The organism is Halomonas sp. C10-5 (assembly GCF_057169305.1).
Genome location: NZ_CP175665.1, coordinates 2709330 through 2731966 on the forward strand (window position 1 = coordinate 2709330; position 22637 = coordinate 2731966).

A 22637-nucleotide genomic window follows, 5' to 3' on the forward strand; every position below is an offset into this window, starting at 1 on the left:
CCGGTCAGCGATGCAGTTCGGTGATCAACGCCATCAGTCGCTGTTTCTCCTCCCGCGACAGCCGCTCCCCCGCCTTCTCCCTGGCCAGCAGTGCGTCGAACTCCTCCTGGGGTGAGCGTCTGCGACGGTGCCGCCGGAAGTGCGCCACCAGCTCCTCGAGCTCGGCACCCCGTGCCGGCTTCGGGATCAGCAGCTCGCGCCGCGCCAGTGCCGCCAGGCGCTCACCCTCGGGACTGCCATGGAAGTGCGCCAGCAGCACCTGGGGGCTGCGGTAGCCACCAGCCCTCAGCAGGCGGATCACCTCGCGACACAGTACCCCGTCGGGCTCCTCTTCCGGACACCAGTCGTCCTCCTCGGGCAACCGCGACACCAGCGCCGGCTCGTGAAGCAGCAGCTGCAGGGCGCGCGCCGTCAGGCTCAACGCCCCACCGGAGCGACGCGCAAGAGCGACACTGCTCTCGCCCCGGGGCGGTGGCTCCGACATGGCGCTGCCTTCCCCCCCTTCCATGGCGGCTGGCTCCTGTGCGCCGCGCGACTCTCGCCCCGCTATGCCCTCGCCCCTTGCCAGCAGGGCCGAGAAGTTCGCCGCCTCGACACCGGTGCGCCGCGACAGCTCGCTCAGCATCAGCGACCTGAGCACCCCTTCCGGCAAACGCCCGATCGCCTTCAGCACCTGGCTGGCGTAACGCTCACGCTCCTCGATGCGCGCCAGGTCACGGCCCGCCGCCGCCTGGTCGAAGAGGAACTCCGACAGCGGGCTGGCGCAGGTGATGCGGTCCTGGAAGGCCTCGCTGCCCTCGCGACGCACCAGGGTGTCCGGATCCTCCCCCTCGGGCAGGAACAGGAAACGTGCCTGGCGGCCATCGATCATCAGCGGCAGCACCGTCTCCAGCGCCCGTGTCGCGGCCTGACGCCCGGCACGGTCGCCATCGAAGCAGAACACCACCTCATTGACCAGCCGGAACAGTCGCCCGAGATGCTCCTCACTGGTGGAGGTGCCCAGGGTGGCGACCGCATTGCGGATGCCGAACTGGGCCAGGGCCACCACATCCATGTAGCCCTCGACGATCACCAGCCGCTCCAGGCGGTGATCGGCCTGGCGCGCCTCGTAGAGGCCATAGAGCTCGCGCCCCTTGTGGAACACCGGGGTCTCGGGCGAGTTGAGGTACTTGGGCTTGGCATCACCCAGCACCCGCCCGCCGAAGCCGATGGTGCGCCCCTTGATGTCGCGGATCGGGAACATCACCCGGTCGCGAAAGCGGTCATAGGTGCGTCCGCTCTCCTCGCGATGCACCAGCAGGCCATACTCCACCTGCACCGCCTCGCCGATCCCGCGCTCACCGAGATGGCGCTTGAGGCTCTCCCAGGTGTCCGGGGCATAGCCGACACCGAAGGTCTCGATCACCTCCGGCGCCAGGCCGCGACGCTCCAGGTACTCCCGGGCGCCCTGGCCTTCCGGCATCTTCAGCCGCTCGCGAAAGAAGCTGGCCGAGAGCTCGAGGAGGTTCACACCCTCCTTGCGCTTGCGCTCCCTGGCCTGGGCGCGCGGGTCGTCGGCCCCCTCACGGGGCACTTCCATGCCCAGGCGTCCGGCCAGCTGCTCCACCGCCTCGGGGAAGCGCAGCTTGTCGTACTCCATCAGGAAGCGCAGGGCATTGCCGTGGGCACCGCAGCCGAAGCAGTGATAGAACTGCTTGTCGGCACTGACGGTAAACGACGGCGTCTTCTCCTGGTGGAAGGGGCACAGGCCCGAGTAGTTGCGTCCGGCCTTCTTGAGCTTGACTCGGTCACCCACCACCTCGACCACGTCGACGCGGGCGAGCAGGTCATCGATGAAGCGCTGGGGAATCTGTCCGGCCATGAAGTCGGATCACCTCGACGGCTGCGGTGTGATCACCCTGGGTCGACGGCAGCCGCCACCGACCCGGAAAAAACAAGCGGCCACCGGATGGCGGCCGCTTGGCGTCCTCCTGAGACAGCCCGGGCCTGGGGCCCGACGTCTCCAGTACGGATCAATAGAGCCGTTCGAAGCGCTTGCGCTCACGCTGGAGCTTCTTGGCGTGACGCTTGACGGCAGCGGCCGCCTTGCGCTTGCGCTCCGCGGTCGGCTTCTCGTAGTGCTCGCGACGACGCACCTCGGAGAGAACACCGGCTTTTTCGCAGGAACGCTTGAAGCGACGCAGCGCGACGTCAAACGGCTCGTTATCTCGTACTTTGACAGAAGGCATTAAGCACTCACCTACCTTAGGTAACTAGAGTTCGGTTAGTACGCACACCCCTGCGGGTGGCACGTTTCGCGACGAACAAACGCCCGGAACGCCTGAGCGCGCCGGAAAACGAGGGTATCGGTCGCGGAATTTCGCCACCTGGGTGCACGACCCAGTCTTGCAGCGCACAGTAGTCTAGACCTCACGCCCGGCCTATGCAAATGCTTTCCGTGTCCATTCCACGTAGAATGGCGGCCATTTCCAAGACACCGAGCCGACACCATGCGCGTACTGGGCATCGAGACCTCCTGCGACGAGACCGGCGTCGCCCTCTTCGACACCGAGCGCGGCCTGCTGGCCGACGCCCTCTACAGCCAGGTCGCCCTGCACGTCGAATATGGCGGCGTGGTGCCGGAGCTTGCCTCCCGCGATCACACCCGCCGCCTGCTGCCGCTGATCCAGCAGGTGCTTGACGAGGCGGGCCTGGTCCGTGCGGATCTCGACGCCATCGCCTACACCGCCGGCCCTGGCCTGGTGGGGGCGCTGATGGTGGGCGCCGCCACTGCCCACGGCATGGCCCGGGCGCTGGATATCCCGGTACTCGGCGTCCACCATATGGAGGGCCACCTGCTGGCACCCATGCTGGAGGAGGACCGTCCCGCCTTCCCCTTCGTGGCCCTGCTGGTCTCCGGCGGCCATACCCAGCTGGTCGAGGTGCGCGGACTGGGGGCCTATACCCTGCTCGGCGAGTCGGTGGACGACGCCGCCGGCGAGGCCTTCGACAAGGCGGCCAAGATGCTGGGCCTGGACTACCCCGGCGGCCCCCAGATAGCGCGCCTGGCCGAGAACGGCGACCCCGCACGCCTGCGATTCCCGCGACCGATGACCGACCGTCCCGGTCTCGACTTCAGCTTCTCGGGGCTCAAGACCCACACCCTCACCGCCATTCGCCAGCTCGAGGAGGCGGGCAAACTCGACGACCAGGCACGCGCCGACGTGGCCCGCGCCTTCGAGGAGGCGGTGGTCGACACCCTGGTGATCAAGTGCCGCCGCGCCCTGGACCAGACCGGCCTCAAGCGCCTGGTGGTGGCCGGCGGGGTCAGTGCTAACACCCGGCTGCGCGAGCGGCTGGAGCGCGAGTGCGCGAAGCGCGACGCCCGGGCCTACTACCCTCGCGGGCGCTTCTGCACCGACAACGGTGCCATGATCGCCTATGTGGGCGCCCAGCGACTGCAGGCCGGCGAACGTGACGAGACCGGCGTTATGAAAGCAGTGCCGCGCTGGCCCATGGATACCCTGCGTAAGCCGTAAGCTTACAAGGGCGGCTCGTCGCCGCGCCCCAGGCGCTGGATATTGAGCACGTGGCGCACCAGCACCAGCAGGGTGAAGGCGATCACCACGATGACGTAATCCGGCGCCAGCCACAGGCTGGCCAGGGGAGCAGCGGCGGCGCTGGCCAGCGACGCCACCGCGGCGGTGCGCACCCGCCAGGCGAGCAGCGCCCATAGCGCAGCACACACCAGCGCCACCCCCGGGGTCAGCACCAGCATCACCCCGAAGGCGCTGGCCACCGCCTTGCCGCCGCGGAAGCGATGCCAGACCGGGTAGCTGTGGCCCAGCAGCACGGCCAGGCCCACCAGCCCCTGGGCCCAGGGCGGCAACCCGAGCAGAACCGCCAGCGCCAGGGCCGGTACACCCTTGGCGGCATCCACCAGCAGGGTCGCCAGGGCAAATCGCCGGCCGTGCAGGCGCAGGACATTGGAAAACCCCGGGTTGAAGGAGCCTGCCAGGCGTGGATCGCCCACGCCGGCCAGCCGGCACACGCTAAGGGCACCCAGCCAGCTGCCACTCAGGTAGCCCAGGACCACCAGCGGCAGCAGCAAGATCAGTGGCGCCTCCACGGCCGGCCCTCCTGCAACGGGAACCCGGCCATTCTGACAGCCCCGCCCCGGGCTGCCCAGCCGCCAAGGTGTTCGGTGCAGCGTCGCTCGCGTACAATCCCCACCACCCTTTGCCATTGAGCCGCCCGGAATCCCGCCATGGATCTAGTGCTGATCGAGTCCCTCGCCGTCGACGCCGTGATCGGGGTCTATGACTGGGAGCGCACCATCACCCAGCGCCTGGTGCTCGACCTGGAGCTGGCCACCGATATCCGCCCCGCAGCGGCGGATGACGACATCTCCCGGACCCTCGACTATGCGGCGATCAGCGAGCGCATCCAGGCCTTCGCCGCCGAGCATGACTTTGCCCTGGTGGAGACCTTTGCCGAGCGCCTGGCCGAGGCCCTGCGTGAGGAGTTCGGCATCGCCTGGCTGCGCCTGACGCTGCGCAAGCCAGGAGCCGTGGCGGCCGCGGCCGCAGTGGGCGTACGCATCGAGCGCGGCTCCCGCCCGGGAGCAGTGTGATGGCCCTGGTCACGGTCAGCATCGGCAGCAATATCGAGCGGGAGCACCATGTGCGTGTCTGCCTGGATGCCCTGGCGGCCTCCTTCGAGGGGCTGCGGGTCTCGCGGGTATTCGAGAGTGAACCGGTGGGCTTCGAGGATGGGCGCAACTTCTACAACCTGGTGGCGGCCTTCGAGAGCGAGGCCACGGTGGGTGAGCTGCAGGCCTGGTGCAAGCGCCTCGAGTTCGCCAACGGCCGGCGCGAGGGCAGCCCCAAGTTCAGCCCACGCACCCTGGATGTCGACCTGCTGACCGTGGGCGAGCTCAGCGGCGAGCACGACGGCGTCAGCCTGCCGCGGGGCGAGATCACCCACCACGCCTTCGTGCTCCAGCCCCTGGCCGAGCTGCTGCCCGAGGCGCGCCTGCCCGGGAGCGGCGAGACCTACGCGGCCCTGTGGCGCCGCTTCGAGGCGGGCGACCAGCGGCTCTGGCCGGTGGCCTTCAGCTGGGCCGGCCGCCGGATCTCGCACCCCGACTGAACGGCCGGCCTACTCGCGCCGCAGGGCGGCATCGATCACCTCACGCCGCCGCCGGGCGAGCTCCACGCCCAGCTCGCGCCCCTTGAACCCCTCCTCTACCAGCGTCTTCGGCAATACCTGGGCGGCAAGCCGCCAGGCCACGGCCAGCTCCTCGGCCAGCGCCGGCGCCTCCAGGCTCACCAGGCTGATCAGCGGCACCACCCGTTCGCTGCGCCGCCAGGCATCGATGGCATCCAGCCAGGCCAGCAGCCGCGCCCCATCGGGGGGCGCGCGGCGCGCCTGTGCGACCAGCGCACGGGTCTGTGCCACCTGCCGTGCCAGCTCGACGTAGGCCTTCGGCTGGCGCAGGCGTTCGGCCAGTTCGCCCCGGGCCGCCTCGTCCAGGTGCTCCACCAGCCGCGCCCAGCGCCAGCGGGCCAGGGCCTCGCCCTCCCCCTCCTCGGGCAGCCGATGCAGCCGACCCAAGGCCTCGTCCAAGGCCTCCCGGTCGGCGGCCAGCGCCGGCATCAGCACCGCCAGGGCGCCGCAGTCGTCGAGCGCCTGGAAGTAGACCTCGGGCCAGGGTTCGGCCAGCGCCTTCTCGGTCTCGACCCACACCCGCTCGGCCACCAGGTGGGCGAGCTCGCCGTTCTCCACCAGCTCACGCATCAGCGCCCGGGTCGCCTCGGCGATGGTGAAGCCGAGTCCTGCGTAGCGGGCCAGGAAGCGCGCGGTGCGCAGCACGCGCAGCGGGTCCTCGACGAAGGCCGGGGAGACGTGGCGCAGCACCCGCGCCTCCAGATCGGCCAGGCCGCCATAGGGATCGACCAGCTCGCCCTGCGGGGTCTCGGCCATGGCATTGATGGTCAGGTCGCGGCGCGCCAGGTCCTCCTCCAGGGTCACCTCCGGACTGGTATGGACCACGAAACCGGTATAGCCGTGGCCCGCCTTGCGCTCGGTACGTGCCAGGGCGTACTCCTCGTGGGTCTCGGGGTGGAGGAAGACCGGAAAGTCACGCCCCACGGGCCGGAAGCCACGGCGACGCAGTGCCTCCGGGGTGGCCCCGACCACTACCCAGTCGGTGTCGGTGACCGGCCAGCCGAGGCGGGCATCACGTACCGCACCGCCCACCCGATAGACCGAGAGTCCGCGCACGGCCGGGTCGTCCGTCATCGCCACGCTCAGGCCTCTACCCGATCGGGGTGGCGCATCTGCCAGTCGGTGAAGCCGCCATCGAGGCTATAGACGGCCGCGAAGCCCTGGCCGGCCAGCCAGGCGGCGGCCTGCTGGCTGGAGTGGCCGTGGTAGCAGACCACCACCACCGGGCGCTCGACGGGGGTCGTCTCGACAAAGTCGCCCACCGTGTCGTTGTCGAGCCGCCGGCTACCGGGAATATGTCCCTGGGCGAAGCTCAGGGCGTCGCGAATATCCACCAGCGCGGCGTCGCGGCCCTCGTCGAGCCAGGTCGCGAGGGTGGCGATATCGAGATGCTGGAAGCTCATGGAAGCGCCTCGTGTCAGGAAGTGATCGAAAGGAAAGGATAGCTGCGTTCAACGTCGCCGGCTGGGCACGCTGGTGCGCTCGCCGCTAACCAGGTCCAGGGCCGTCAGGGAGCCTCCCCACACGCAGCCGGTATCCAGCGCACAGGCGTTGACCCGGCTGCCGGGGGTCTCGCCCTGCAAGGCCGCCCAGTGACCGAAGATCAGCCGAACATCGTCGCCGCGGGGAAAGCGGAACCAGGGTTCAAAGCCCGCCGGGGCGCTGTCGAGCCCCTCCTTGGCGGCGAAGTCCAGCCGCCCCTGGGCGTCGATGAAGCGCATGCGGGTCAGGACGTTGACGATGGCGCGCAGGCGGTCGATGCCATCGAGGTCATCGCGCCACTGGTCCGGTGCATTGCCGTACATGCGCTCGAGGAAGGCGCCGCCGCGGTCGTCGCGCAACACCGCCTCCACCTCCGCGGCCAGCGTCGCGGCCAGCTCCGGCGACCACTGGGGCAACAGCCCGGCATGGGTCATCAGGGTATCCGCGCCGCCCAGCGTCTCGCGCACCAGCAGCGGACGCGACTGCAGCCAGTCGAGCAGTCGCTCGCGATCGGGAGCGGCGAGGATGGCGTCCAGGGTGTCCTTGCGGTTGAGCGCGGCACCGCCCCGCGCCACCGCCAGCAGGTGCAGGTCATGGTTGCCGAGCACCGTCAGCGCGGCGTCGCCCAGCGCCTCGACCTCTCGCAGGCAGTCGAGCGACCCGGGGCCGCGGTTGACCAGGTCGCCGGCCAGCCACAGCCGGTCACGGCGCGGGTCGAAGTCCAGGGTCTCGAGCAGTTCGACGAACTCAGCATGGCAGCCCTGGAGGTCGCCGATGGCATAGGTGGTCATGGGCTCTCCCGGTATTCGGTTGGGGCTCGAGTGCAGTGGGGTCAGTGGACCTGGTTGGGGCAGGCCAGGCGAAAGGGGGCGATGGGCACCTCGAAGGGGCGCTGGGTGGCGGTATCCACGCAGGTGTAGTCGCCCTGCATCACCCCCACCGGTCCATCGAGGATCGCCCGGCTGGTGTAGCGGAAGTGCTGGCCGGGGCCGATCACCGGCTGCTGCCCCACCACCCCTTTGCCGCGCACGTCCTGGACCTTGCCGCTGCCCTGGGTGATGGTCCAGTGGCGGGCCATCAGCTGGACACTGTGGCGCGAGGCGTTGTGCACGGTCACCGTGTAGCTGAACACGTAGCGCCCCTCGCCGGGGGCAGACTCGTCGGCACGAAACTCCGGCTGGACCTCGACGCTCACGCCTCGCACCTCATCCATGGGGGCGTCACCGCTGGCGGCTCGATCGCTCATGCGCTTGCCTCCCCTGTCGTCTGGGCCAGGTGGTCGGCGATACGCACGAACTCCGCCACGGAGAGTGTCTGGGGGCGCCGGCCGGGGTCGATATCGAGTGCCTCGAGTTCGGCGGCGGTGATGCGCCCCTTGAGGTTGTTGCGCAGGGTCTTGCGGCGCTGGCCGAAGGCCTCCTTGACGATCGCCGCCAGCAGCGCCTCGTCGCGTGCCGGATGGGGCAGCTCGGCATGGGGGGTGAGCCGCACGATGGCGGAGTCCACCTTGGGCCGCGGCACGAAGGCCTCCGGCGGCACCACGAACAGCGACTCCACCCGGCAGCGGTACTGGGCCATCACCGAGAGGCGCCCCCAGTCGGCGCCGCCCGGCTCGGCGGCCAGGCGCTCCACCACCTCCTTCTGCAGCATGAAGTGCATGTCGGCGACGGCATCGCCGGCCTGGAGCAGGTGGGCGATCAGCGGGGTGGAGATGTTGTAGGGCAGGTTGCCGACGACACGTAGCGGCTGCCCCTCGCCGCGCAGGGCGCGGAAGTCGACCTTGAGCGCATCGCCCTCATGGATCACGAAGTCGGGATAGTTGAAGAACTGCACACGCAGCCCGGGAATCAGGTCGCGGTCGAGCTCGATCACTTCCAGACAACCGCCGGCGGCCTCCAGCAGCGGTTCGGTGAGCGCCCCCTGGCCGGGGCCGATCTCCACGATCCGATCGCCGGGGCGCGGCCCGATGGCCCGCACGATGCGGGAGATGATGCCGCGGTCACGCAGGAAATTCTGGCCGAAGCGCTTGCGGGCCCGGTGGACCGGGGGGCGAGATGCCATTCAGGAGTGTCCTTCTGTCGCTGGAAGTCTGGAATTCTTTGCTGAACCGGAGCTGTTCCGGCGGCAGGCTTACGAGCAGGCGCTGTGAACCCATCCCTGGGCGCTACCGACGCCGTCCATGGCGTAGGACCTGCTCTTCAGCCTGCCCCCGGCGCTCCTCCCGATAAACTAACGCCGCGGGCGGCCATCTGCGCGGCCAGCGCCACGGCGACCCTCAGGCTGCCGGGGTCGGCGCGGCCCGTGCCGGCCAGGTCCAGGGCGGTGCCGTGATCCACCGAGGTACGCACCAGCGGCAACCCCAGGGTGATATTGGCGGCGCGGCCGAAGCCCGCGTACTTGAGCACCGGCAGGCCCTGGTCATGGTACATGGCCAGCACCGCATCCACGCCTGCCAGGTGACGCGGGGTAAACAGGGTATCAGCGGGGAGCGGACCGTCGAGGGTCAGCCCCTCGCCACGCAGCGCCTCGAGGGTGGGCTCGATCACCTCGAGCTCCTCGCGGCCGAGGTGGCCACCCTCGCCGGCGTGGGGGTTAAGCCCGCACACCGCGATGCGCGGCGCATCCAGGCCGAACCAGCGCGTCAGGTCGGCAGCAAGGATGCGCAGCACCCGCGCCAGGCCCTCACGGGTGATGGCATCGGCCACCTCGCGCAGCGGCAGGTGGGTGGTGGCAAGGGCCACCCGCAAGGCGGCGCTCCCCGACCAGCCGGGCCGTTCGGCGTGCAGGGCGGCGTCGGTGGCGAGCATCATCACCACCTCCTCGACACCGCAGGCGTCGCGCAGGTACTCGGTATGGCCGGTGAACCCCGCATGCCCGGCGTCGAGGATCACGCCCTTGTGCAGCGGCGCGGTGACCATGCCCGCGGCCTGGCCCGCGCGACAGGCGCGGATCGCCACGTCCAGGGTCTCGAGCACGTAGTCGGCATTGGCGGCCTCGAGCACGCCGGGACGAACCGGGGCGCGCAGCGCCACCGGCCATACCGGCAGCCGCCCGGGTCGCGCCGCGGGCACCGCCTCGCCGGGGGCGAGCTCGACCAGCTCCACCGTCAGGCCGAGGGCGGCGGCGCGCTCATCGAGCAGGCCGGGGTCACCCACCGCCACCAGGCGAGTGCCGGCCACGCCTTCGGCGGCCAGCTTCAGCACGAGTTCGGGCCCGATGCCCGCGGGCTCGCCGCTGGTCAGCGCCAGGACCGGCGCGGCGGGGGTCGCCATCAGCGCTCGTCGAGGCGGTTGTCGACGAAGGCCTGGGAGCGGATCTCCTGCAGCCACACCCCGAGCTCCTCGTTGGCCTTGCGCTGGAAGAGGGCCTGCTGGGCCTGCTCACGGCCGACACCTTCCTGCTCCATGAAGCGCTCCACCTCGCGCTCGGAGAGATTGACCCGGCTGCCCACGCGGCGCTGCTGCAGCTGGCGCAGGGTCAGCTCGCGGCGGATCTCCTCACGCACGCCGGCCAGGGTCAGGCCGTCGGCCTCCAGGGTATCGGCGAACTGCTCCAGGCTCATGCCGTTGCGCTCGGCGATGCCACGCACCTGGCGGTTGAGGTCGGTGTCATCCACCGTGAGGCCGGCCTCATCCGCCATCTGCCACTGGATCTCCTCGAGGATCATCTGCTCCAGGACCTGCTCGCGCAGGGTCCCTGCGGGGGGTAGCTCCTGCTGCTGTGCGCCCATCTGGCTGCGCACCTGGGCGAGGCGATCCTCAAGCTGGCTCTGCATGATCGCCCCCTCGTTGACCACTGCCACGATGCGGTCCAGCGCCTGGCGCTGGGTAGAGGGCGGCTCCTGGGCCTGGCTGACGGGCACGGCGGCGAGGCCCAGGGCCATGGCCAGGCCGGCGGCCAGGAAGGGGGTGCGGCGACTGCGCATGGTGTGCTGTCCTTTCATCATTCCTCTCTAACGGGCCATCCGGCTCAGAAGGCGGTGCTGCGGTAGCCGGGGATGGCCTCCTCGAAGTAGCTATCGGCCTCGCGGCCCACGCCGCCGAGCCCCTTGAACACGAAGCGCAGGAAGACCCCGCGATCGGTGAAATCATCGGCCAGGATGCCGGTGTCGTTGTCGTCGATCCACTCGCGCCACACCAGCTGCACGCCGTAGCAGCAGTCGTTCCACTGCACCCCGGCGAGCTGCTCCAAGGCGCGGTCGTTGGTGTTGTCGTAGAGCAGTCGACCGATCAGGTCAACGCGCCGGCCGGCCTTCCAGGCGAAGGAGGCGTCGTACTCCTCGCGGTCGTAGGTGCGAAAGTCGTCGTCGAACTGATCCAGCGAGGGATCGAAGCCTTCGAGCTCCCAGCGGTAGCCGAGGTTCAACGCGTGCCCTTTCGGCGAGCGGTACTGCAGGTCGACCCCGGCGCGCTCGGTGCGCTCCAGGTCATCGTCATACAGCCACTGCCAGCGGGTGCGCCAGCGCTCGGTGACCTGCCAGTCGGCATTGGCGACCAGCGGCGAACGATCGCGGGTGGCGCGATAATAATCCTCACCGGTGGCGAAATCGTCACGCTGCGACTTGTCGGGATCACCATCCATATCGATGCTGCGGTCCTCGAAGTAGAGCGCCTGGCCTAGCCCGAGGGAGAGCCGCTGGCGGCCGCCCTCGTCCTCCAGCAGCCGCGACTCGAGGCCCAGGGAGAGGCGATTGAGGTCGCCGACCCGGTCGCTGCCCGAGAAGCGGTGCGGCGACCACAGCTGCCCCCAGGAGAAGGCCCGCTCGCTGGTGTCGAAGTCGGGGAAGTCGCTCTGGTCGCGGGCCGGCACATAGGCGTAGTTGGCGCGGGGCTCCAGGGTCTGGCGGTAATCCCGCCCTCCCAGGTCGAGCTCGCGCTCGAACACCAGGCCGGCATCCACGGAGGTGACCGGCACGCTGCGGGTCAACGAGGTGTCGCTCTCGATGTCGCGCTCGCCGTAGTCCAGTTCATAGGCGGTGCCGAGCCACTCCAGGCGCGGCTCCAGGTGACCCCAGCTCTCGTCGAAGCGCCAGCCCACGGCCGGCGCAAGATGCAGCCGTGAACCGGTGGCCGATTCACGATCAAAACGTGGATTATTCGGCAATTCTGTCTCGTCGATATCGCGCCAGAAGTAGCTGTAGTTGCTCTGCCACTGCTGGTAGAAGCCGCTCTCCTGGCTCCAGCGGGCGGCGGCGCTGAGGCTGGGCAGGCGGTAGAAGGGCTTGTCCTTCTCCAGCAACGGGTCATCGAGCTTCTGGAATCCCTGGGCGCGGGCATCGAGGCGCCAGGTGTCGCCGCGATAGTCGATCTGGGCCAGGCGCGACATGGACGAAGTGTTCTGCTCGGCGAAGTCGCTGCCGAAGTCGTCGAAGTAACGGCCGTCGCTGGCCGCCCCGTAGCGCAGCTGGTAGCGGCTGCGCGGGCTCAGGGTGCCGGCGTGGCGATAGTCGAGGTACCAGCGCTCCTCGCCCTCGAAGCGGCGCGCCGCATCGTTGGGGTTGTCGCTGTCACCGCCATCGTCGCTGTCGAGCCAGGCACCCTCGATCTGCCCGGCCGACTCGGCGAGCAGGTAGCGGTACTGGCCGCCCAGCAGCAGTCCACGATCGCTGATCCAGCGCGGCGTGATGGTGGCATCCTGGTCGGGGGCGATGTTCCAGTAGAAGGGCTGGGCGTAGTCCAGCGAGTCGGTGGAGAAGCCCACCGCCGGCCACAGGAAGCCGGTATGACGGCGGTCATCGATGGGAAAGCGCACCCAGGGCCAGTAGAAGACCGGCACGTCCTTGACCTCCAGCCGGGCATGGCGGGCGGTGCCGAAGCCGCTCTCGCGATCGAGCATCACATCGCCGCCGACCAGTTGCCACAGGTTGTCACCCGGATCGCAGGTGGTGAAGCTCGCCGAGGAGAGCCGGTAGCGCCCGTCCTCCAGGCGCGCCAGGCGCTGGGCGTCGCCGCGCAGGTGGCGGTCGTGGATGACGTAGTGCGCCTCGTCAACGCTGGCGGCGTCGTTCACCAGCGAGAGTTCACCGGCGCTGCCGCGCACCAGCAGTCCCTGGTCGCGCAGCGCCAGGGGACCCTCGGCGAAGGCGCGCTCCCGGCTGGGTGGCACCCGCACCCCCGGGGTCTCGAGCTGGGCGGTATCGCGCCGCAGCACCACCTCGCCCTGGAGCAGGGTCTCGCCATCCTCGCCGTAGCTGGCGCTTGTCGACTCGCTGGCCACCTTGCCGGGTTCGGGGGGTGGCAGGCGATAGTCGGGCATCACGTAGGCGCCGCGGCACAGGGAGGCCCCCGGGTTCTCGCTGCCCCAGGGGCGGAAGTCGAGTTGCGCGGCGGGCAGGGGCTCCGGCGGGGCTGCCAGCAGCGGGCCGCCGGCAAGACCCGAGGCCACCAGGCCTGCAAGGGCCGTCCATGAGAGTCGCTTGCCCATGTTGGTCGATGTCCTTGGCGAGGTGAAACGCTATTATACAGGCCGCCGTCGGCCTGTCCTGCCGGCGGTGACGGCGCAGCGCCCAGCATGCGGCGCGCGCCCACGACCGTCAACCGGACACCCCGACCCAGGAGCCTCCTCCATGACCGACGCCGCCCTCGACGCCTCGCGCCGCGAACGGCTCGCCCGCTGGGCCGCCGAGCGCCACGCCCTGGCGCCCGACGCCCTCGACCTGCGCCTGGCCGCCGGCGACGCCAGCTTCCGCCGCTACTTCCGCCTGGTCCTGCCCGACGACACCACCCGCATCCTGATGGATGCCCCGCCCGAGCAGGAGGACAGCCAACCCTTCGTGGCCATCGCCCGCCGCTGGGAGGCCGCCGGGCTGCCGGTACCGCACCTCCACGCGGTCGACCTGGAGGCGGGGTTCATCGAACTGGAGGACCTCGGAGACACTCCCCTGCAGTGCTGCTTCGACGATGAGGGCGAGGCGCTGGCCTGGCACGAGCGGGCCATCGCACTGCTCCACGAGCTGCAGAACCGCGCCGGCCCCGACGACCTGCCGCGCTTCGATGCCGCCCTGCTCGAGCGTGAGCTGGCGCTCTTCCCCGAATGGTGCCTGGGCGAATGGCTGGGGCTGGCGACGCCTCCGGGCTGGACAGCGCTGCGCCAGGCCCTGGTGGCGCAGGCGCTGGCCCAGCCGATGGTTACGGTGCACCGCGACTTCGACGCCATGAACCTGATGGTGCGAGACGCTTCGCTGGTGCTGATCGACTTCCAGGACGCGGTGGTGGGCCCCATCAGCTACGACCTGATCTCGCTGCTGCGCGGCCGCTACTGCCGCTTCGACGCCGAGCAGTTCGCCGCCTGGGTCGAGGCCTTCCGCCGCTGCGCCGTGGCCGACTGCCGTCTCCCCTCGAGCACCACCGAGGCCACCTTCCTGGCCCAGGCCAACGCCATGGCCGCCCAGCGCTCGCTCAAGGTGCTGGGCATCTTCTGCCGCCTGACCCTTCGCGACCACAAGACGGGCTACCTCGAACGCCTGCCCCACTTCCTCGCTCACCTCGAGGAGAGCCTGGCCGGCGTAGAGGGGCATGACGACTTCAAGGCCTGGCTGGCCGACGCCTTCCGCCCGGCCCTGGCCGCCAGGCTGGAGGCCTCCACATGAAGGCGATGATCCTCGCCGCGGGGCTCGGCACCCGCATGCGCCCGCTCACCGACCACTGCCCCAAGCCGCTGCTGCCGGTGGCTGGCCGGCCGCTGATCGTCCACCACCTCGAACGCCTGCGCGAGGCGGGCATCACCGAGATCGTGATCAATGTCAGCTACCGTGCCGAGCAGATCATCGAGGCGCTGGGTGACGGCGGCGACCATGGGGTGCGCATCGCCTGGAGCCGCGAGGAGACGCCGCTGGAGACCGGCGGTGGCATCCAGCGAGCGCTGGGGCTGCTCGGTCGCCCCCCCTTCCTGCTGGTCAACGGCGACGTCTGGTGCGATCTCGACCCGAGCACCCTGCCCGTGCTGGATAACGGTGACCTGGCGCGACTGGTGCTGGTGGACAACCCCGACCACCATCCGGCGGGCGACTTCCACCTCGACGCCACCGGCCGCGTCCGCGCCGAGGGCGAGCCGCGGCTCACCTACGCCGGCATCGGCCTGCTCGACCCGGCGCTGGTGGCCGGCGAATCTCCGGGCGCCTTCGCCCTGGCGCCGCTGCTGCGTCGCGCCATGGCCGAGGGGCGCGTGGCCGGCCACCACCATCGCGGCCGCTGGGTGGACGTGGGTACACCGGAAAGACTCAACGCGCTGGACGAGGAACTGGCCTCGAGTCGTCTTCAAAGCTGAGCGAGAGGCGCCGGGGGTTGGCCGTAGAGGGGGCCGAGGACCATGGACGGCCGAGGTAGCGTACAGGGATGTATTCACAGCGCCCCCTCGCAGGCCAACCACCGGAATAGCCTCGAGCGGATTTGCTCCGCGAGGGTAAGGCTGAGCTTGAACGATGCAGCTGCTATGCTGATCGCCTTTTACACCGCAGCCTCAAAAAGCAACAGCGAGGGACGCCGAGAAAAGCCCCGGCGACTCTGCAAGCAACTGACAAGGACACTCGAGACATGAAAGCCACAGTGAAATGGACCGACGGTCGCCAGTTCGTCGCCGAATCGGGCAGCGGCCACAGCGTGGTCATCGATGGCCCGCCCGACCATGGCGGCCGCAACACCGGCCCCCGCCCCATGGAGCTGCTGCTCATGGGCATGGGTGGCTGCACCTCCTTCGATATCCTCAATATCCTCGAGAAGGCCCGCGCCGACGTCAGCGACTGCGTGGCGAGCATCGAGGCCGAGCGCGCCGATGCCACCCCCAGCGTGTTCACGAAGATCCATGTCCACTTCACCGTCACCGGCAAGGGGCTCAAGGAAAAGCAGGTCGCGCGCGCCGTGGAGCTCTCTGCCGAGAAGTACTGCAGCGCCTCGATCATGCTGGTCAAGGGCGGGGTCGAGGTGACCCACTCCTACACCATCGTCGAGGGCTGACCCGCAGCGGGCCCATGACAGGACGGCGCCACCCGAGGGTGGCGCCGTCCTGTTATCGGTAAGCGGGATGCACCTGATGCGCCGAACACCGTAGATCGCGCGGTTGCCCGCAGGAACGCCGACTACCCAGCCGGCCAGGTAAAGCGTCGGCCGCCCATCAGGTGCATGTGAATATGATAGACGGTCTGGCCGCCAAGGTCATTGCAGTTCATCACCACCCGGTAACCCTCCTCGGCGAAGCCTCGCTCCTTCGCCAGGCGCGAGGCGGTGAACTGCAGGCGTCCCGCCAGCGCCAGGTCGCCCTCCTCGAGGTCATTGAGGGTGGCGATATGCTTCCGGGGAATGATCAGCAGGTGGGTCGGCGCCTGGGGATTGATGTCCTCGAAGGCCACCACCTGGTCATCCTCGAAGACGATCTCGGCGGGAATCTCGCGGTTGATGATCTTGCAGAACAGGCACTCCATCTCTCGAGCCTCCTCTCTCGTCGGGTTGGTCGCGCTCAGCGGAATCGGCGCTGGGCCAGCAGGTGACGCACCAGCGGCCCCAGGATCAGCTCCATGGCCAGGGAGACCCGCGCCCCGGGCACCACCAGGGTATGGGGACGGCTCATGAAGGCATCCGGAATCATCGCCAGCAGGTAGGGGAAGTCCACCGTGGCCGGCTCACGGAAGCGGATCACCGCGAAGGACTCGGCGTCGGTGGGAATGTCCTGCACCTCGAAGGGATTGGAGGTATCCACCGTGGGCACCCGCTGGAAGTTGATGTGGGTGCGCGAGAACTGCGGTTGTATATAGCGTACATAGTCGTCCATGCGCCCCAGGATGGTGTCGATCACCGCCTCCTGGGAGTAACCGCGCAGCTTGGTGTCGCGGTCGATCTTCTGGATCCACTCGAGGTTCATGGTCGGCGCCACCCCCACCAGCAGATCGACATGACGAGCGATATCGTGGTCGGGGGTGACCAGGCCTCCGTGCAACCCCTCGTAGAACAGCAGGTCGGTGCCATAGGGCAGCGGCTGCCACTCGGTGAAGGTGCCGATGTGGTAGCCGGACTCGATCATCTGCTTGTCTTCGGCGTGGATATAGTGGCGATAGGTACCGCTGCCGCTGTCGCCATACTCATGGAACAGGGTCTCGAGCTCCTCGAGCAGGTTGGCCTCCACCGCGAAGTGGGAGAGCTCGTCCTTGCGCTCCGGCTCCTCGCGGAAGATCCGCGAAAGCTCCTCCCGGGTATAGCGGTGGAAGGCGTCGCCGTCGACGAAGGCGGCGTGCACATCCTCGCGCGAGAACATGCGCTCGAAGGTGCGCTTGACGGTGGTCGTGCCGGCCCCGGAGGAGCCGGTCACGGCGATGATCGGATATTCACGGGACATCAGGCCCCTCCCGCCCCGGCGATAGCCGCCTTCACGGCTTCGGGCACCGCCACCGGGCGGCCGCTCTCGGGATCCACCAGCAGCAGGTTGAGCCGCGCCGTGGCGACCGGACGGCCGCCTTCAGCGTGACACACCCGCTGGAAGACGATGAGAGGCTTGCCCTGCGGGGCGGGGATCGCCGTCTCCACCACCAGGGCATCGGGCCAGCGCGCCTCGGACTGGTACTGCACGGCGAGGTCGGCCACCACGCTGGGGTAGCCGCCCAGGTCCCACTCGGTGAGCCCCAGCGCGGCCAGGGCCTGGATGCGCGCCTCGTGGAGCAGCGACACCAGGGCATCATGGCCCAGGTGGCGACCGTAGTTCATGTCGGTGACGCGCACCGTCAGTGGCTGACGGTGAACGATGGCCGCCTCGGGAAACTCGAGCCTGACACGCTCCATGCTCGCCTCCTAGTGAGTCTTGTTGTGGTGGGTCGAGGCCTGGGCTCAGCGCTCGCCGCTTTCGCGGACGATGGCGCGATGGGCGATATCACGGCGGCAGAAGACGCCCTCCCAGTGGATGGCGTCGACCCCGCGGTAGGCATTCGCGGCGGCCGCCGAGACCCCCTCGCCCAGGGCGGTGACGCAGAGCACCCGGCCACCGGAGGTCACCAGTTGACCGTCCCGGTCGGCGGTGCCGGCATGGAATACCTTGCAGCCGGTGGCCTCGGCGGCCTCGATCCCCTCGATGGCATCACCCTTGCGGTAGCTGCCCGGGTAGCCGCCGGCGGCGAGCACCACGCCTACCGCGGCGCGTGCGTCCCAGTCGCAGGCGTGCCCAGCCAGCTCGCCACGCGCTCCCGCCAGACACAGCGCGGTGAGATCCGATTGCAGGCGCAGCATGATCGGCTGGGTCTCGGGGTCGCCGAAGCGGCAGTTGTACTCGATCACCTTGGGATTGCCCGCGGCGTCGATCATCAGGCCGGCGTAGAGGAAGCCGGTATAGGGATGGCCCTCTTCGGCCATGCCACGCACCGTCGGCATTATCACCCGCTCCATGATGCGCTCATGCACCGCGGGGGTGACCACCGGCGCCGGCGAGTAGGCGCCCATGCCGCCGGTGTTGGGGCCGCTGTCGCCCTCGCCCACCCGCTTATGATCCTGGCTGGTGGCCATGGGCAGCACGGTCTCGCCGTCCACCATGACGATAAAGCTGGCCTCCTCGCCGTCGAGGAACTCCTCGATCACCACCCGGGCGCCGGCATCGCCAAAGGCGTTGGCCTCGAGCATGTCGCGCACCGCCGCCTCGGCCTCGGCGAGGGTCATGGCGACGATGACGCCCTTGCCCGCGGCCAGGCCGTCAGCCTTGATCACGATGGGCGCGCCCTGCTCGCGCAGGTAGTCGAGGGCCGGCGCCACCGCGGTGAACGTCCGGTAGTCGGCGGTGGGGATGGCGTGGCGCGCCAGGAAGTCCTTGGTGAAGGCCTTGGAACCCTCGAGCTGGGCGGCGCCGGCGGTGGGGCCGAAGATCGCCAGGCCCGCCTCGCGGAAGCGGTCTACCACACCGGCCACCAGCGGCGCCTCGGGGCCGACGATGGTGAGATCGACGGCGGCGTCGCGGGCGAAGACCAGCAGGCCCTCCAGGTTATCCGCGGCGATCGCGACATTGGTCAACCCGGGCTCCCGGGCGGTGCCGGCATTGCCCGGCGCCACATAGGTCATCGCCACACCGGGCGACTGGGCGACCTTCCAGGCCAGGGCGTGTTCGCGGCCACCGCCGCCGATGATCAGCACCTTCATCCTATTCCACCTTCATGCTGCTGGCCGACTGTGCGGCGTTGGAAATCGAGGCGGCATTATGTCAGAAAGTCGTGACGCCTGCGCCGCGAGACGCACTCACGCCTTGTCTTCGTCGTCCTTGTCGCTCTTGTCTTCCTTGCCACCGGCACCGGGGGCCTGGCCGATGGTCTGCTGCCAGAAGCGCATGTTCTCCTCGGCCATCTCGCGCATCAGATCCATGGGCGAGTGGCGCAGGGCCTGCTGCCACTGGTCCTGCATGCGCTGCTGCTGCTCCATCATCAGCTTGGTGCCCTGCTCCAGGTAGCGCGACAACGGCAGCGGATGGGCCATGTCGTAGACGCGAATGAACTGGGCCAGCAGGTCGTTGGAAAATACCTGCGCATCGCCGTCGGCCTGCTCCTGCTCGATGATGATCGAGAGCAGGATGGTACGAGTCAGGTCCTCGCCACTCTTGACATCCTCGACGCGGAAGGGCACTTCGTCGAGGATCAGACCACGCAGGTCCTCGAGGGTCACATAGCGGCTCTGTTCGGTATCATAGAGCCTGCGGTTGGCATACTTGCGAATCACGCGCACGGCGCTGCTCCTCATTTTACATGGGAGGGACGACTGCCCCTGTGGGACCATTGTGCACCGCGACACCAACCATGCAAGGCATAGCCATCTTTTGATTACCAACGCGGCGAGTCCCCGATGAACCTGATCCTGCTAGCCCCCGACGATATCGCGCATCAAGGCCTCGCCCGGGTGACCGATCCGCGCCGTCTGCGCCACCTACGCGAGGTACACCGCGCCGCCCCCGGCGACCGCCTGACCCTCGGCGTCGTCGGCGGGGCCATCGGCCGGGGCGAACTGCTCACCCTCGGCGAGCGGGAAGCGACCTTCGCGTTGGAAGCCTTCGACCAGGCGGCGCCGCCGGCGTTGCCGGTGCACCTGGTGCTGGCACTGCCGCGGCCGCGCATGCTGGCACGCACCCTCGAGCACGTCACCACCCTCGGGGTGAAGCGGATCACCCTGCTGCATACCCGCCGCGTGGAGAAGAGCTACTGGATGTCGCCGGAACTCGAGGCGGAGAAGATCCATCACCACCTGGTGCTGGGCCTGGAGCAGGCCCGGGACACCCGGCTGCCCGAGGTCACTCTGGAGAAGGGCTTTCGCCCCTTCATGGAGGACCGCCTGCCCGGCCTGCTGGAGGGTCGGCGCGGGCTGCTGGCCCACCCCGGCATGCCCAACGACTGCCCCCGCGGCTTAGACGAGCCCACCCTGCTGCTGGTGGGCCCGGAGGGGGGGTTCATTCCCTGGGAGGTGGAGAAGTTGCTGGCGACGGGCTGCGAGGGCATCCACCTGGGCCCGCGCATCCTGCGGGTGGAGACCGCGGTGACCGCCCTGCTGGCACGGCTCTTCCAGTAGTCAGTCGTCGGGCTCCTCGACGACCTCCTCCTCCTCGGGATCGTGCTTGACCAGCGGCGAGTCGTCATCGCAGGTCGGCTCGGAGAGGAAGGTATCGCGCACGTCGAGCAGGCCCAGGTGGCCGATGGTGCGCCGCCCCAGCAGCAGCGGGTAGTTCATGTCGCCGCGGTCGCGCAGGCTGAACTGCTCCTCGTAGACGGTATCGCCCAGGCAGACCTTCATCAGCACCACCGGCCGTCGGTCGGTACCGCCGGCACCGCGCAGCCTGAGGCTGCGATAGAGTGGCAGTTCCAGACGCTCGCTGAACACCTCCCCGCTCTCCTCGTCTTCAAGCTTGAGGCGGAAGCGCACCCAGCGCTCGCCATCACGCTTGAAGCGCTCGATCTCGCGGGCGTCCAGCGAGGAGGTCAGGGCGCCGCTGTCGAGCTTGGCCTTCACCTCCACGCCCCAGGGTTGCACGATGGCCTTCTCGACCCAGCCGAAGACCTTCTCCTCGCCGTCGGCGCTGGCCGACGACGCGTTGCTCAGCAGCAGGGCGGCCAGCAGGGGCAGGCCGATACGTGTCAGAGTCATGCTCTCCTCCGGGTCGGGAGCTCAGCGCTGCAGACGCTCGAGCAGGTTGCGGGTGGCGAAGCCATCCGGGGGGGTGCCGATGGAGGCCTGGAACTCGCGCACTCCGCGGCGGGTATTGGGGCCCATGATACCGTCGGGCGTGCCCACCTCGAAACCGCGTGCATTGAGGGCCTGCTGCATCTCGCGCACCTGGCTGCGGCTCAACGGCTGCTCCTCCCGGGGCCAGCCGCCGACGATCCCGCCACGCCCCGCGATCTCGTCGGCCAGGCTGCCCACGGCCAGCGCATAGCTGGTGGCGTTGTTGTAGCGCAGGATGGCCCGGAAGTTGGGCCCCACCAGAAAGGCCGGTCCCCTCGCGCCAGCTGGCACGATCACCGCCGCCTCGTCATAGGCGGGCAAGGCTCCACCACCCACGGCACGCACGCCCTGTGCGGACCAGGCGGCGGACGAGCGCCGGTTGGAAAGCTCGGTCTGGGCATAGTCGAACCCCTCGGGGAGGGTCACCTCGACGCCCCAGGGCTCCCCCTCGCGCCAGCCGGCTTGCGCCAGATAGTGGGCGGTGGAGGCCATGACGTCCGGGATGCTGCCCCAGATATCACGACGCCCGTCGCCATCACCGTCCTTGGCGTAGGCCTCGAAGCTGGAGGGAATGAACTGGGTGTGGCCCATGGCACCCGCCCAGGAGCCGAGCATGCGCTCGGGGGCGATATCGCCGGCCTCGATGATACGCAGGGCGGCGAGCAGCTCACCGCGGGCGAAGTCGCTGCGCCGCCCGTCATAGGCCAGCGTGGCCAGCGCCTCGAGGGTCGAGAAGTCGCCGAAGTTGCCGCCGTAATTGCTCTCGATGCCCCAGATCGCCACGATCACCTCCGCCGGCACGCCGTAGCGCTGCTCCATGCGATGCGCGGTGTCGCGATGCTCGGCCAGGCGGGCCCGCCCGGTGGTGACACGCTGGGCGGAGACGGCGCTGTCGAGATACTGCCAGATGGGCCGCACGAACTCCGGTTGGGAGCGGTCCAGCTCGATTACCCGTGGGCGATAGCGCACGCCGTCCAGGGCGCGCTCCAGGGTCGCCGACGAGATCCCCTCGCCACGCGCCTCCTGACGGAAGCGAGCCAGCCAGGCGGTGAAGCTTTCGGCGGCGGCGGGCTCCCGGGCATCGGCAGCGCCGGAAGAGGCCTCGGAAGCCGCCTCGCCGGAGGTCGCGGTCGTCTGGTCGGCGGCACTCGCCTCGCGGGCCGGGCCGCTCTGACAGCCGGCCAGCAGGGCCAGCGTCAGGCAGCAGGTCAGGGTCATCCGTTGCATGGTGGCAGGCACTCCTTGGCGTGATGGCAACAGGCAATGATCATCGCGCAGTTGGCGCGCCACGGCCAGTCCTGCTCAGTTCCCGAACAGCCTCAGGATCACCGCGGCCAGGCAGGCCAGCACCACCAGGCTCAACAGGTTGCGCAGGGACTGGAACCACACGGGCAGCGTTTCGCGGCTGTCGCGACCCAGTTCAAGCAGGCGCACCAGCACAAAGCCGCCGGCCAGCACCCAGGCACCGGTCAACGGATGCAGCAGCAGCGCCGGCCAGGCGACCAGGCTCGGGGCCATGCTCAACAGCAGGCGCACGCGAAAGGCGGTGCGGCCGGCCGACTCCAGCGACATGGCAACGCCCCACTGGATGCCGCCCAGAAACGAGAGGATCACGGCGGCGTAATAGAGAAAGGCCTTGATGGCCACCACCTGCCAGGCGACCGGCGCCAGCCAGGCCGCCGTGGCGATGAACAGGAAGGGCAGGAGGCCGGCCAGGCCAAGCAGCAGCGGCAGTCGCGAATGGCGGCCGTCGGCATCGATGGCAATACCGGGAAGGGTCATGGA

At 69.3% G+C, this 22637-nt stretch carries 26 protein-coding genes; 7 read left to right on the plus strand and 19 right to left on the minus strand.

The features are described from left to right. Positions 1–4: 4 nt before the first annotated feature. Both dnaG and rpsU read right to left on the minus strand, forming a co-directional pair. Positions 5–1861 carry a DNA primase gene (gene dnaG / locus ACJ7IV_RS12590; RefSeq protein WP_483864690.1) on the minus strand — a complete coding sequence of 619 codons (1857 nt, stop codon included), beginning with the start codon at positions 1859–1861 and terminating at the stop codon, positions 5–7. Between the two features lie 151 nt (positions 1862–2012). After that, on the minus strand, positions 2013–2228 hold the full coding sequence (gene rpsU / locus ACJ7IV_RS12595; RefSeq protein ID WP_016416934.1) for a 30S ribosomal protein S21: 216 nt from the start codon (positions 2226–2228) through the stop codon (positions 2013–2015). A 261-nt stretch (positions 2229–2489) separates the two neighbouring features. On the opposite strand from rpsU, the gene tsaD reads away from it, so the two are divergent. Further along, on the plus strand, positions 2490–3518 hold the full coding sequence (gene tsaD / locus ACJ7IV_RS12600) for a tRNA (adenosine(37)-N6)-threonylcarbamoyltransferase complex transferase subunit TsaD (RefSeq protein ID WP_483864691.1): 1029 nt from the start codon (positions 2490–2492) through the stop codon (positions 3516–3518). Between the two features lie 2 nt (positions 3519–3520). On the opposite strand, the gene plsY is transcribed toward tsaD, so the two are convergent. Beyond that, entirely contained in the window at positions 3521–4108 is a 588-nt protein-coding gene (gene plsY / locus ACJ7IV_RS12605; RefSeq protein WP_483864692.1) for a glycerol-3-phosphate 1-O-acyltransferase PlsY, read from the minus strand. 138 nt (positions 4109–4246) lie between these two features. Between plsY and folB the strand changes: the two genes are divergently transcribed. Beyond that, entirely contained in the window at positions 4247–4612 is a 366-nt protein-coding gene (gene folB, locus ACJ7IV_RS12610; protein ID WP_483864693.1) for a dihydroneopterin aldolase, read from the plus strand. Next, positions 4612–5130 carry a 2-amino-4-hydroxy-6-hydroxymethyldihydropteridine diphosphokinase gene (folK, locus tag ACJ7IV_RS12615; protein ID WP_483864694.1) on the plus strand — a complete coding sequence of 173 codons (519 nt, stop codon included), beginning with the start codon at positions 4612–4614 and terminating at the stop codon, positions 5128–5130. The genes folB and folK overlap by 1 nt, the downstream gene beginning before the upstream one ends. A 9-nt stretch (positions 5131–5139) precedes the next feature. Here the strand turns inward: folK and ACJ7IV_RS12620 are convergent, their stop codons facing one another. The 8 genes from ACJ7IV_RS12620 to ACJ7IV_RS12655 all read right to left on the minus strand — a co-directional run bounded on the left by ACJ7IV_RS12620 (position 5140) and on the right by ACJ7IV_RS12655 (position 13113). Continuing rightward, the gene (locus tag ACJ7IV_RS12620; RefSeq protein WP_483864695.1) at positions 5140–6282 is read right to left on the minus strand and encodes a tRNA nucleotidyltransferase/poly(A) polymerase-related protein; all 1143 of its coding nucleotides are present in this window, start codon (positions 6280–6282) and stop codon (positions 5140–5142) included. Between the two features lie 8 nt (positions 6283–6290). After that, positions 6291–6611 (minus strand): thiosulfate sulfurtransferase GlpE, encoded by a 321-nt coding sequence (gene glpE, locus ACJ7IV_RS12625; RefSeq protein WP_483864696.1) that lies wholly within the window; start codon positions 6609–6611, stop codon positions 6291–6293. A 48-nt stretch (positions 6612–6659) separates the two neighbouring features. Then, complete coding sequence (locus ACJ7IV_RS12630; RefSeq protein ID WP_483864697.1) at positions 6660–7481, minus strand: symmetrical bis(5'-nucleosyl)-tetraphosphatase; 822 nt, start codon at positions 7479–7481, stop codon at positions 6660–6662. Positions 7482–7522: 41 nt separating this feature from the next. Continuing rightward, positions 7523–7936 carry a Co2+/Mg2+ efflux protein ApaG gene (apaG, locus tag ACJ7IV_RS12635; RefSeq protein ID WP_483864698.1) on the minus strand — a complete coding sequence of 138 codons (414 nt, stop codon included), beginning with the start codon at positions 7934–7936 and terminating at the stop codon, positions 7523–7525. Beyond that, positions 7933–8751: a 16S rRNA (adenine(1518)-N(6)/adenine(1519)-N(6))-dimethyltransferase RsmA gene (gene rsmA / locus ACJ7IV_RS12640; RefSeq protein WP_483864699.1), complete on the minus strand. Its 819-nt coding sequence runs from the start codon at positions 8749–8751 to the stop codon at positions 7933–7935. The genes apaG and rsmA overlap by 4 nt, the downstream gene beginning before the upstream one ends. 137 nt (positions 8752–8888) lie before the next feature. Continuing rightward, on the minus strand, positions 8889–9962 hold the full coding sequence (gene pdxA, locus ACJ7IV_RS12645; RefSeq protein ID WP_483864700.1) for a 4-hydroxythreonine-4-phosphate dehydrogenase PdxA: 1074 nt from the start codon (positions 9960–9962) through the stop codon (positions 8889–8891). Next, entirely contained in the window at positions 9962–10615 is a 654-nt protein-coding gene (locus ACJ7IV_RS12650) for a SurA N-terminal domain-containing protein (protein WP_483864701.1), read from the minus strand. Before ACJ7IV_RS12650 ends, pdxA begins: the two co-directional genes overlap by 1 nt. Before the next feature lie 44 nt (positions 10616–10659). Continuing rightward, positions 10660–13113: an LPS-assembly protein LptD gene (locus ACJ7IV_RS12655; RefSeq protein ID WP_483864702.1), complete on the minus strand. Its 2454-nt coding sequence runs from the start codon at positions 13111–13113 to the stop codon at positions 10660–10662. A gap of 142 nt (positions 13114–13255) precedes the next feature. Here ACJ7IV_RS12655 and ACJ7IV_RS12660 point away from each other — a divergent pair, with 142 nt between their 5' ends. The 3 genes from ACJ7IV_RS12660 to ACJ7IV_RS12670 all read left to right on the plus strand — a co-directional run bounded on the left by ACJ7IV_RS12660 (position 13256) and on the right by ACJ7IV_RS12670 (position 15641). Then, positions 13256–14278 (plus strand): aminoglycoside phosphotransferase family protein, encoded by a 1023-nt coding sequence (locus tag ACJ7IV_RS12660; protein ID WP_483864703.1) that lies wholly within the window; start codon positions 13256–13258, stop codon positions 14276–14278. After that, complete coding sequence (gene murU, locus ACJ7IV_RS12665) at positions 14275–14955, plus strand: N-acetylmuramate alpha-1-phosphate uridylyltransferase MurU (RefSeq protein WP_483864704.1); 681 nt, start codon at positions 14275–14277, stop codon at positions 14953–14955. Before ACJ7IV_RS12660 ends, murU begins: the two co-directional genes overlap by 4 nt. 266 nt (positions 14956–15221) lie before the next feature. Next, positions 15222–15641 carry an OsmC family protein gene (locus ACJ7IV_RS12670; protein ID WP_483864705.1) on the plus strand — a complete coding sequence of 140 codons (420 nt, stop codon included), beginning with the start codon at positions 15222–15224 and terminating at the stop codon, positions 15639–15641. A 122-nt stretch (positions 15642–15763) separates the two neighbouring features. Here the strand turns inward: ACJ7IV_RS12670 and ACJ7IV_RS12675 are convergent, their stop codons facing one another. The 5 genes from ACJ7IV_RS12675 to phaR form a co-directional block, all read right to left on the minus strand. Then, on the minus strand, positions 15764–16105 hold the full coding sequence (locus tag ACJ7IV_RS12675; RefSeq protein WP_349608244.1) for a histidine triad nucleotide-binding protein: 342 nt from the start codon (positions 16103–16105) through the stop codon (positions 15764–15766). A 35-nt stretch (positions 16106–16140) separates the two neighbouring features. Continuing rightward, positions 16141–17013, minus strand: a complete 873-nt coding sequence (locus tag ACJ7IV_RS12680) for a phosphoribulokinase (protein ID WP_483864706.1) — start codon at positions 17011–17013, stop codon at positions 16141–16143. Beyond that, positions 17013–17453 (minus strand): acyl-CoA thioesterase, encoded by a 441-nt coding sequence (locus tag ACJ7IV_RS12685; protein ID WP_483864707.1) that lies wholly within the window; start codon positions 17451–17453, stop codon positions 17013–17015. Before ACJ7IV_RS12685 ends, ACJ7IV_RS12680 begins: the two co-directional genes overlap by 1 nt. Positions 17454–17498: 45 nt before the next feature. Beyond that, the gene (purD, locus tag ACJ7IV_RS12690; protein WP_483864708.1) at positions 17499–18791 is read right to left on the minus strand and encodes a phosphoribosylamine--glycine ligase; all 1293 of its coding nucleotides are present in this window, start codon (positions 18789–18791) and stop codon (positions 17499–17501) included. Between the two features lie 96 nt (positions 18792–18887). Further along, positions 18888–19367 (minus strand): polyhydroxyalkanoate synthesis repressor PhaR, encoded by a 480-nt coding sequence (gene phaR, locus ACJ7IV_RS12695; protein ID WP_483864709.1) that lies wholly within the window; start codon positions 19365–19367, stop codon positions 18888–18890. Positions 19368–19484: 117 nt separating this feature from the next. On the opposite strand from phaR, the gene ACJ7IV_RS12700 reads away from it, so the two are divergent. Continuing rightward, positions 19485–20201, plus strand: coding sequence for a 16S rRNA (uracil(1498)-N(3))-methyltransferase (locus ACJ7IV_RS12700; RefSeq protein ID WP_483864710.1), 717 nt, complete (start codon positions 19485–19487; stop codon positions 20199–20201). Here the strand turns inward: ACJ7IV_RS12700 and rloA3 are convergent, their stop codons facing one another. The 3 genes from rloA3 to ACJ7IV_RS12715 all read right to left on the minus strand — a co-directional run bounded on the left by rloA3 (position 20202) and on the right by ACJ7IV_RS12715 (position 22634). After that, positions 20202–20774, minus strand: coding sequence for a retropepsin-like aspartic peptidase RloA3 (gene rloA3 / locus ACJ7IV_RS12705; protein ID WP_483864711.1), 573 nt, complete (start codon positions 20772–20774; stop codon positions 20202–20204). Positions 20775–20795: 21 nt separating this feature from the next. Next, positions 20796–22079 carry a lytic murein transglycosylase gene (locus tag ACJ7IV_RS12710; RefSeq protein WP_483864712.1) on the minus strand — a complete coding sequence of 428 codons (1284 nt, stop codon included), beginning with the start codon at positions 22077–22079 and terminating at the stop codon, positions 20796–20798. A 75-nt stretch (positions 22080–22154) separates the two neighbouring features. Continuing rightward, positions 22155–22634: a DUF3429 domain-containing protein gene (locus ACJ7IV_RS12715; protein WP_483864713.1), complete on the minus strand. Its 480-nt coding sequence runs from the start codon at positions 22632–22634 to the stop codon at positions 22155–22157. Between the last annotated feature and the right edge of the window lie 3 nt (positions 22635–22637).

Coding starts and splice junctions, on each gene's coding strand:
- ACJ7IV_RS12655 (WP_483864702.1), bottom strand. CDS start 13,113: ATGGGCAAGCGACTCTCATGGACGGCCCTTGCAGGCCTGGTGGCCTCG.
- folB (WP_483864693.1), top strand. CDS start 4,247: ATGGATCTAGTGCTGATCGAGTCCCTCGCCGTCGACGCCGTGATCGGG.
- ACJ7IV_RS12715 (WP_483864713.1), bottom strand. CDS start 22,634: ATGACCCTTCCCGGTATTGCCATCGATGCCGACGGCCGCCATTCGCGA.
- folK (WP_483864694.1), top strand. CDS start 4,612: ATGGCCCTGGTCACGGTCAGCATCGGCAGCAATATCGAGCGGGAGCAC.
- ACJ7IV_RS12620 (WP_483864695.1), bottom strand. CDS start 6,282: ATGACGGACGACCCGGCCGTGCGCGGACTCTCGGTCTATCGGGTGGGC.
- murU (WP_483864704.1), top strand. CDS start 14,275: ATGAAGGCGATGATCCTCGCCGCGGGGCTCGGCACCCGCATGCGCCCG.
- ACJ7IV_RS12685 (WP_483864707.1), bottom strand. CDS start 17,453: ATGGAGCGTGTCAGGCTCGAGTTTCCCGAGGCGGCCATCGTTCACCGT.
- ACJ7IV_RS12675 (WP_349608244.1), bottom strand. CDS start 16,105: ATGGAGTGCCTGTTCTGCAAGATCATCAACCGCGAGATTCCCGCCGAG.
- ACJ7IV_RS12650 (WP_483864701.1), bottom strand. CDS start 10,615: ATGCGCAGTCGCCGCACCCCCTTCCTGGCCGCCGGCCTGGCCATGGCC.
- ACJ7IV_RS12660 (WP_483864703.1), top strand. CDS start 13,256: ATGACCGACGCCGCCCTCGACGCCTCGCGCCGCGAACGGCTCGCCCGC.
- rsmA (WP_483864699.1), bottom strand. CDS start 8,751: ATGGCATCTCGCCCCCCGGTCCACCGGGCCCGCAAGCGCTTCGGCCAG.
- tsaD (WP_483864691.1), top strand. CDS start 2,490: ATGCGCGTACTGGGCATCGAGACCTCCTGCGACGAGACCGGCGTCGCC.
- ACJ7IV_RS12700 (WP_483864710.1), top strand. CDS start 19,485: ATGAACCTGATCCTGCTAGCCCCCGACGATATCGCGCATCAAGGCCTC.
- rloA3 (WP_483864711.1), bottom strand. CDS start 20,774: ATGACTCTGACACGTATCGGCCTGCCCCTGCTGGCCGCCCTGCTGCTG.
- glpE (WP_483864696.1), bottom strand. CDS start 6,611: ATGAGCTTCCAGCATCTCGATATCGCCACCCTCGCGACCTGGCTCGAC.
- purD (WP_483864708.1), bottom strand. CDS start 18,791: ATGAAGGTGCTGATCATCGGCGGCGGTGGCCGCGAACACGCCCTGGCC.
- rpsU (WP_016416934.1), bottom strand. CDS start 2,228: ATGCCTTCTGTCAAAGTACGAGATAACGAGCCGTTTGACGTCGCGCTG.
- dnaG (WP_483864690.1), bottom strand. CDS start 1,861: ATGGCCGGACAGATTCCCCAGCGCTTCATCGATGACCTGCTCGCCCGC.
- pdxA (WP_483864700.1), bottom strand. CDS start 9,962: ATGGCGACCCCCGCCGCGCCGGTCCTGGCGCTGACCAGCGGCGAGCCC.
- ACJ7IV_RS12630 (WP_483864697.1), bottom strand. CDS start 7,481: ATGACCACCTATGCCATCGGCGACCTCCAGGGCTGCCATGCTGAGTTC.
- ACJ7IV_RS12670 (WP_483864705.1), top strand. CDS start 15,222: ATGAAAGCCACAGTGAAATGGACCGACGGTCGCCAGTTCGTCGCCGAA.
- ACJ7IV_RS12710 (WP_483864712.1), bottom strand. CDS start 22,079: ATGCAACGGATGACCCTGACCTGCTGCCTGACGCTGGCCCTGCTGGCC.
- apaG (WP_483864698.1), bottom strand. CDS start 7,936: ATGAGCGATCGAGCCGCCAGCGGTGACGCCCCCATGGATGAGGTGCGA.
- ACJ7IV_RS12680 (WP_483864706.1), bottom strand. CDS start 17,013: ATGTCCCGTGAATATCCGATCATCGCCGTGACCGGCTCCTCCGGGGCC.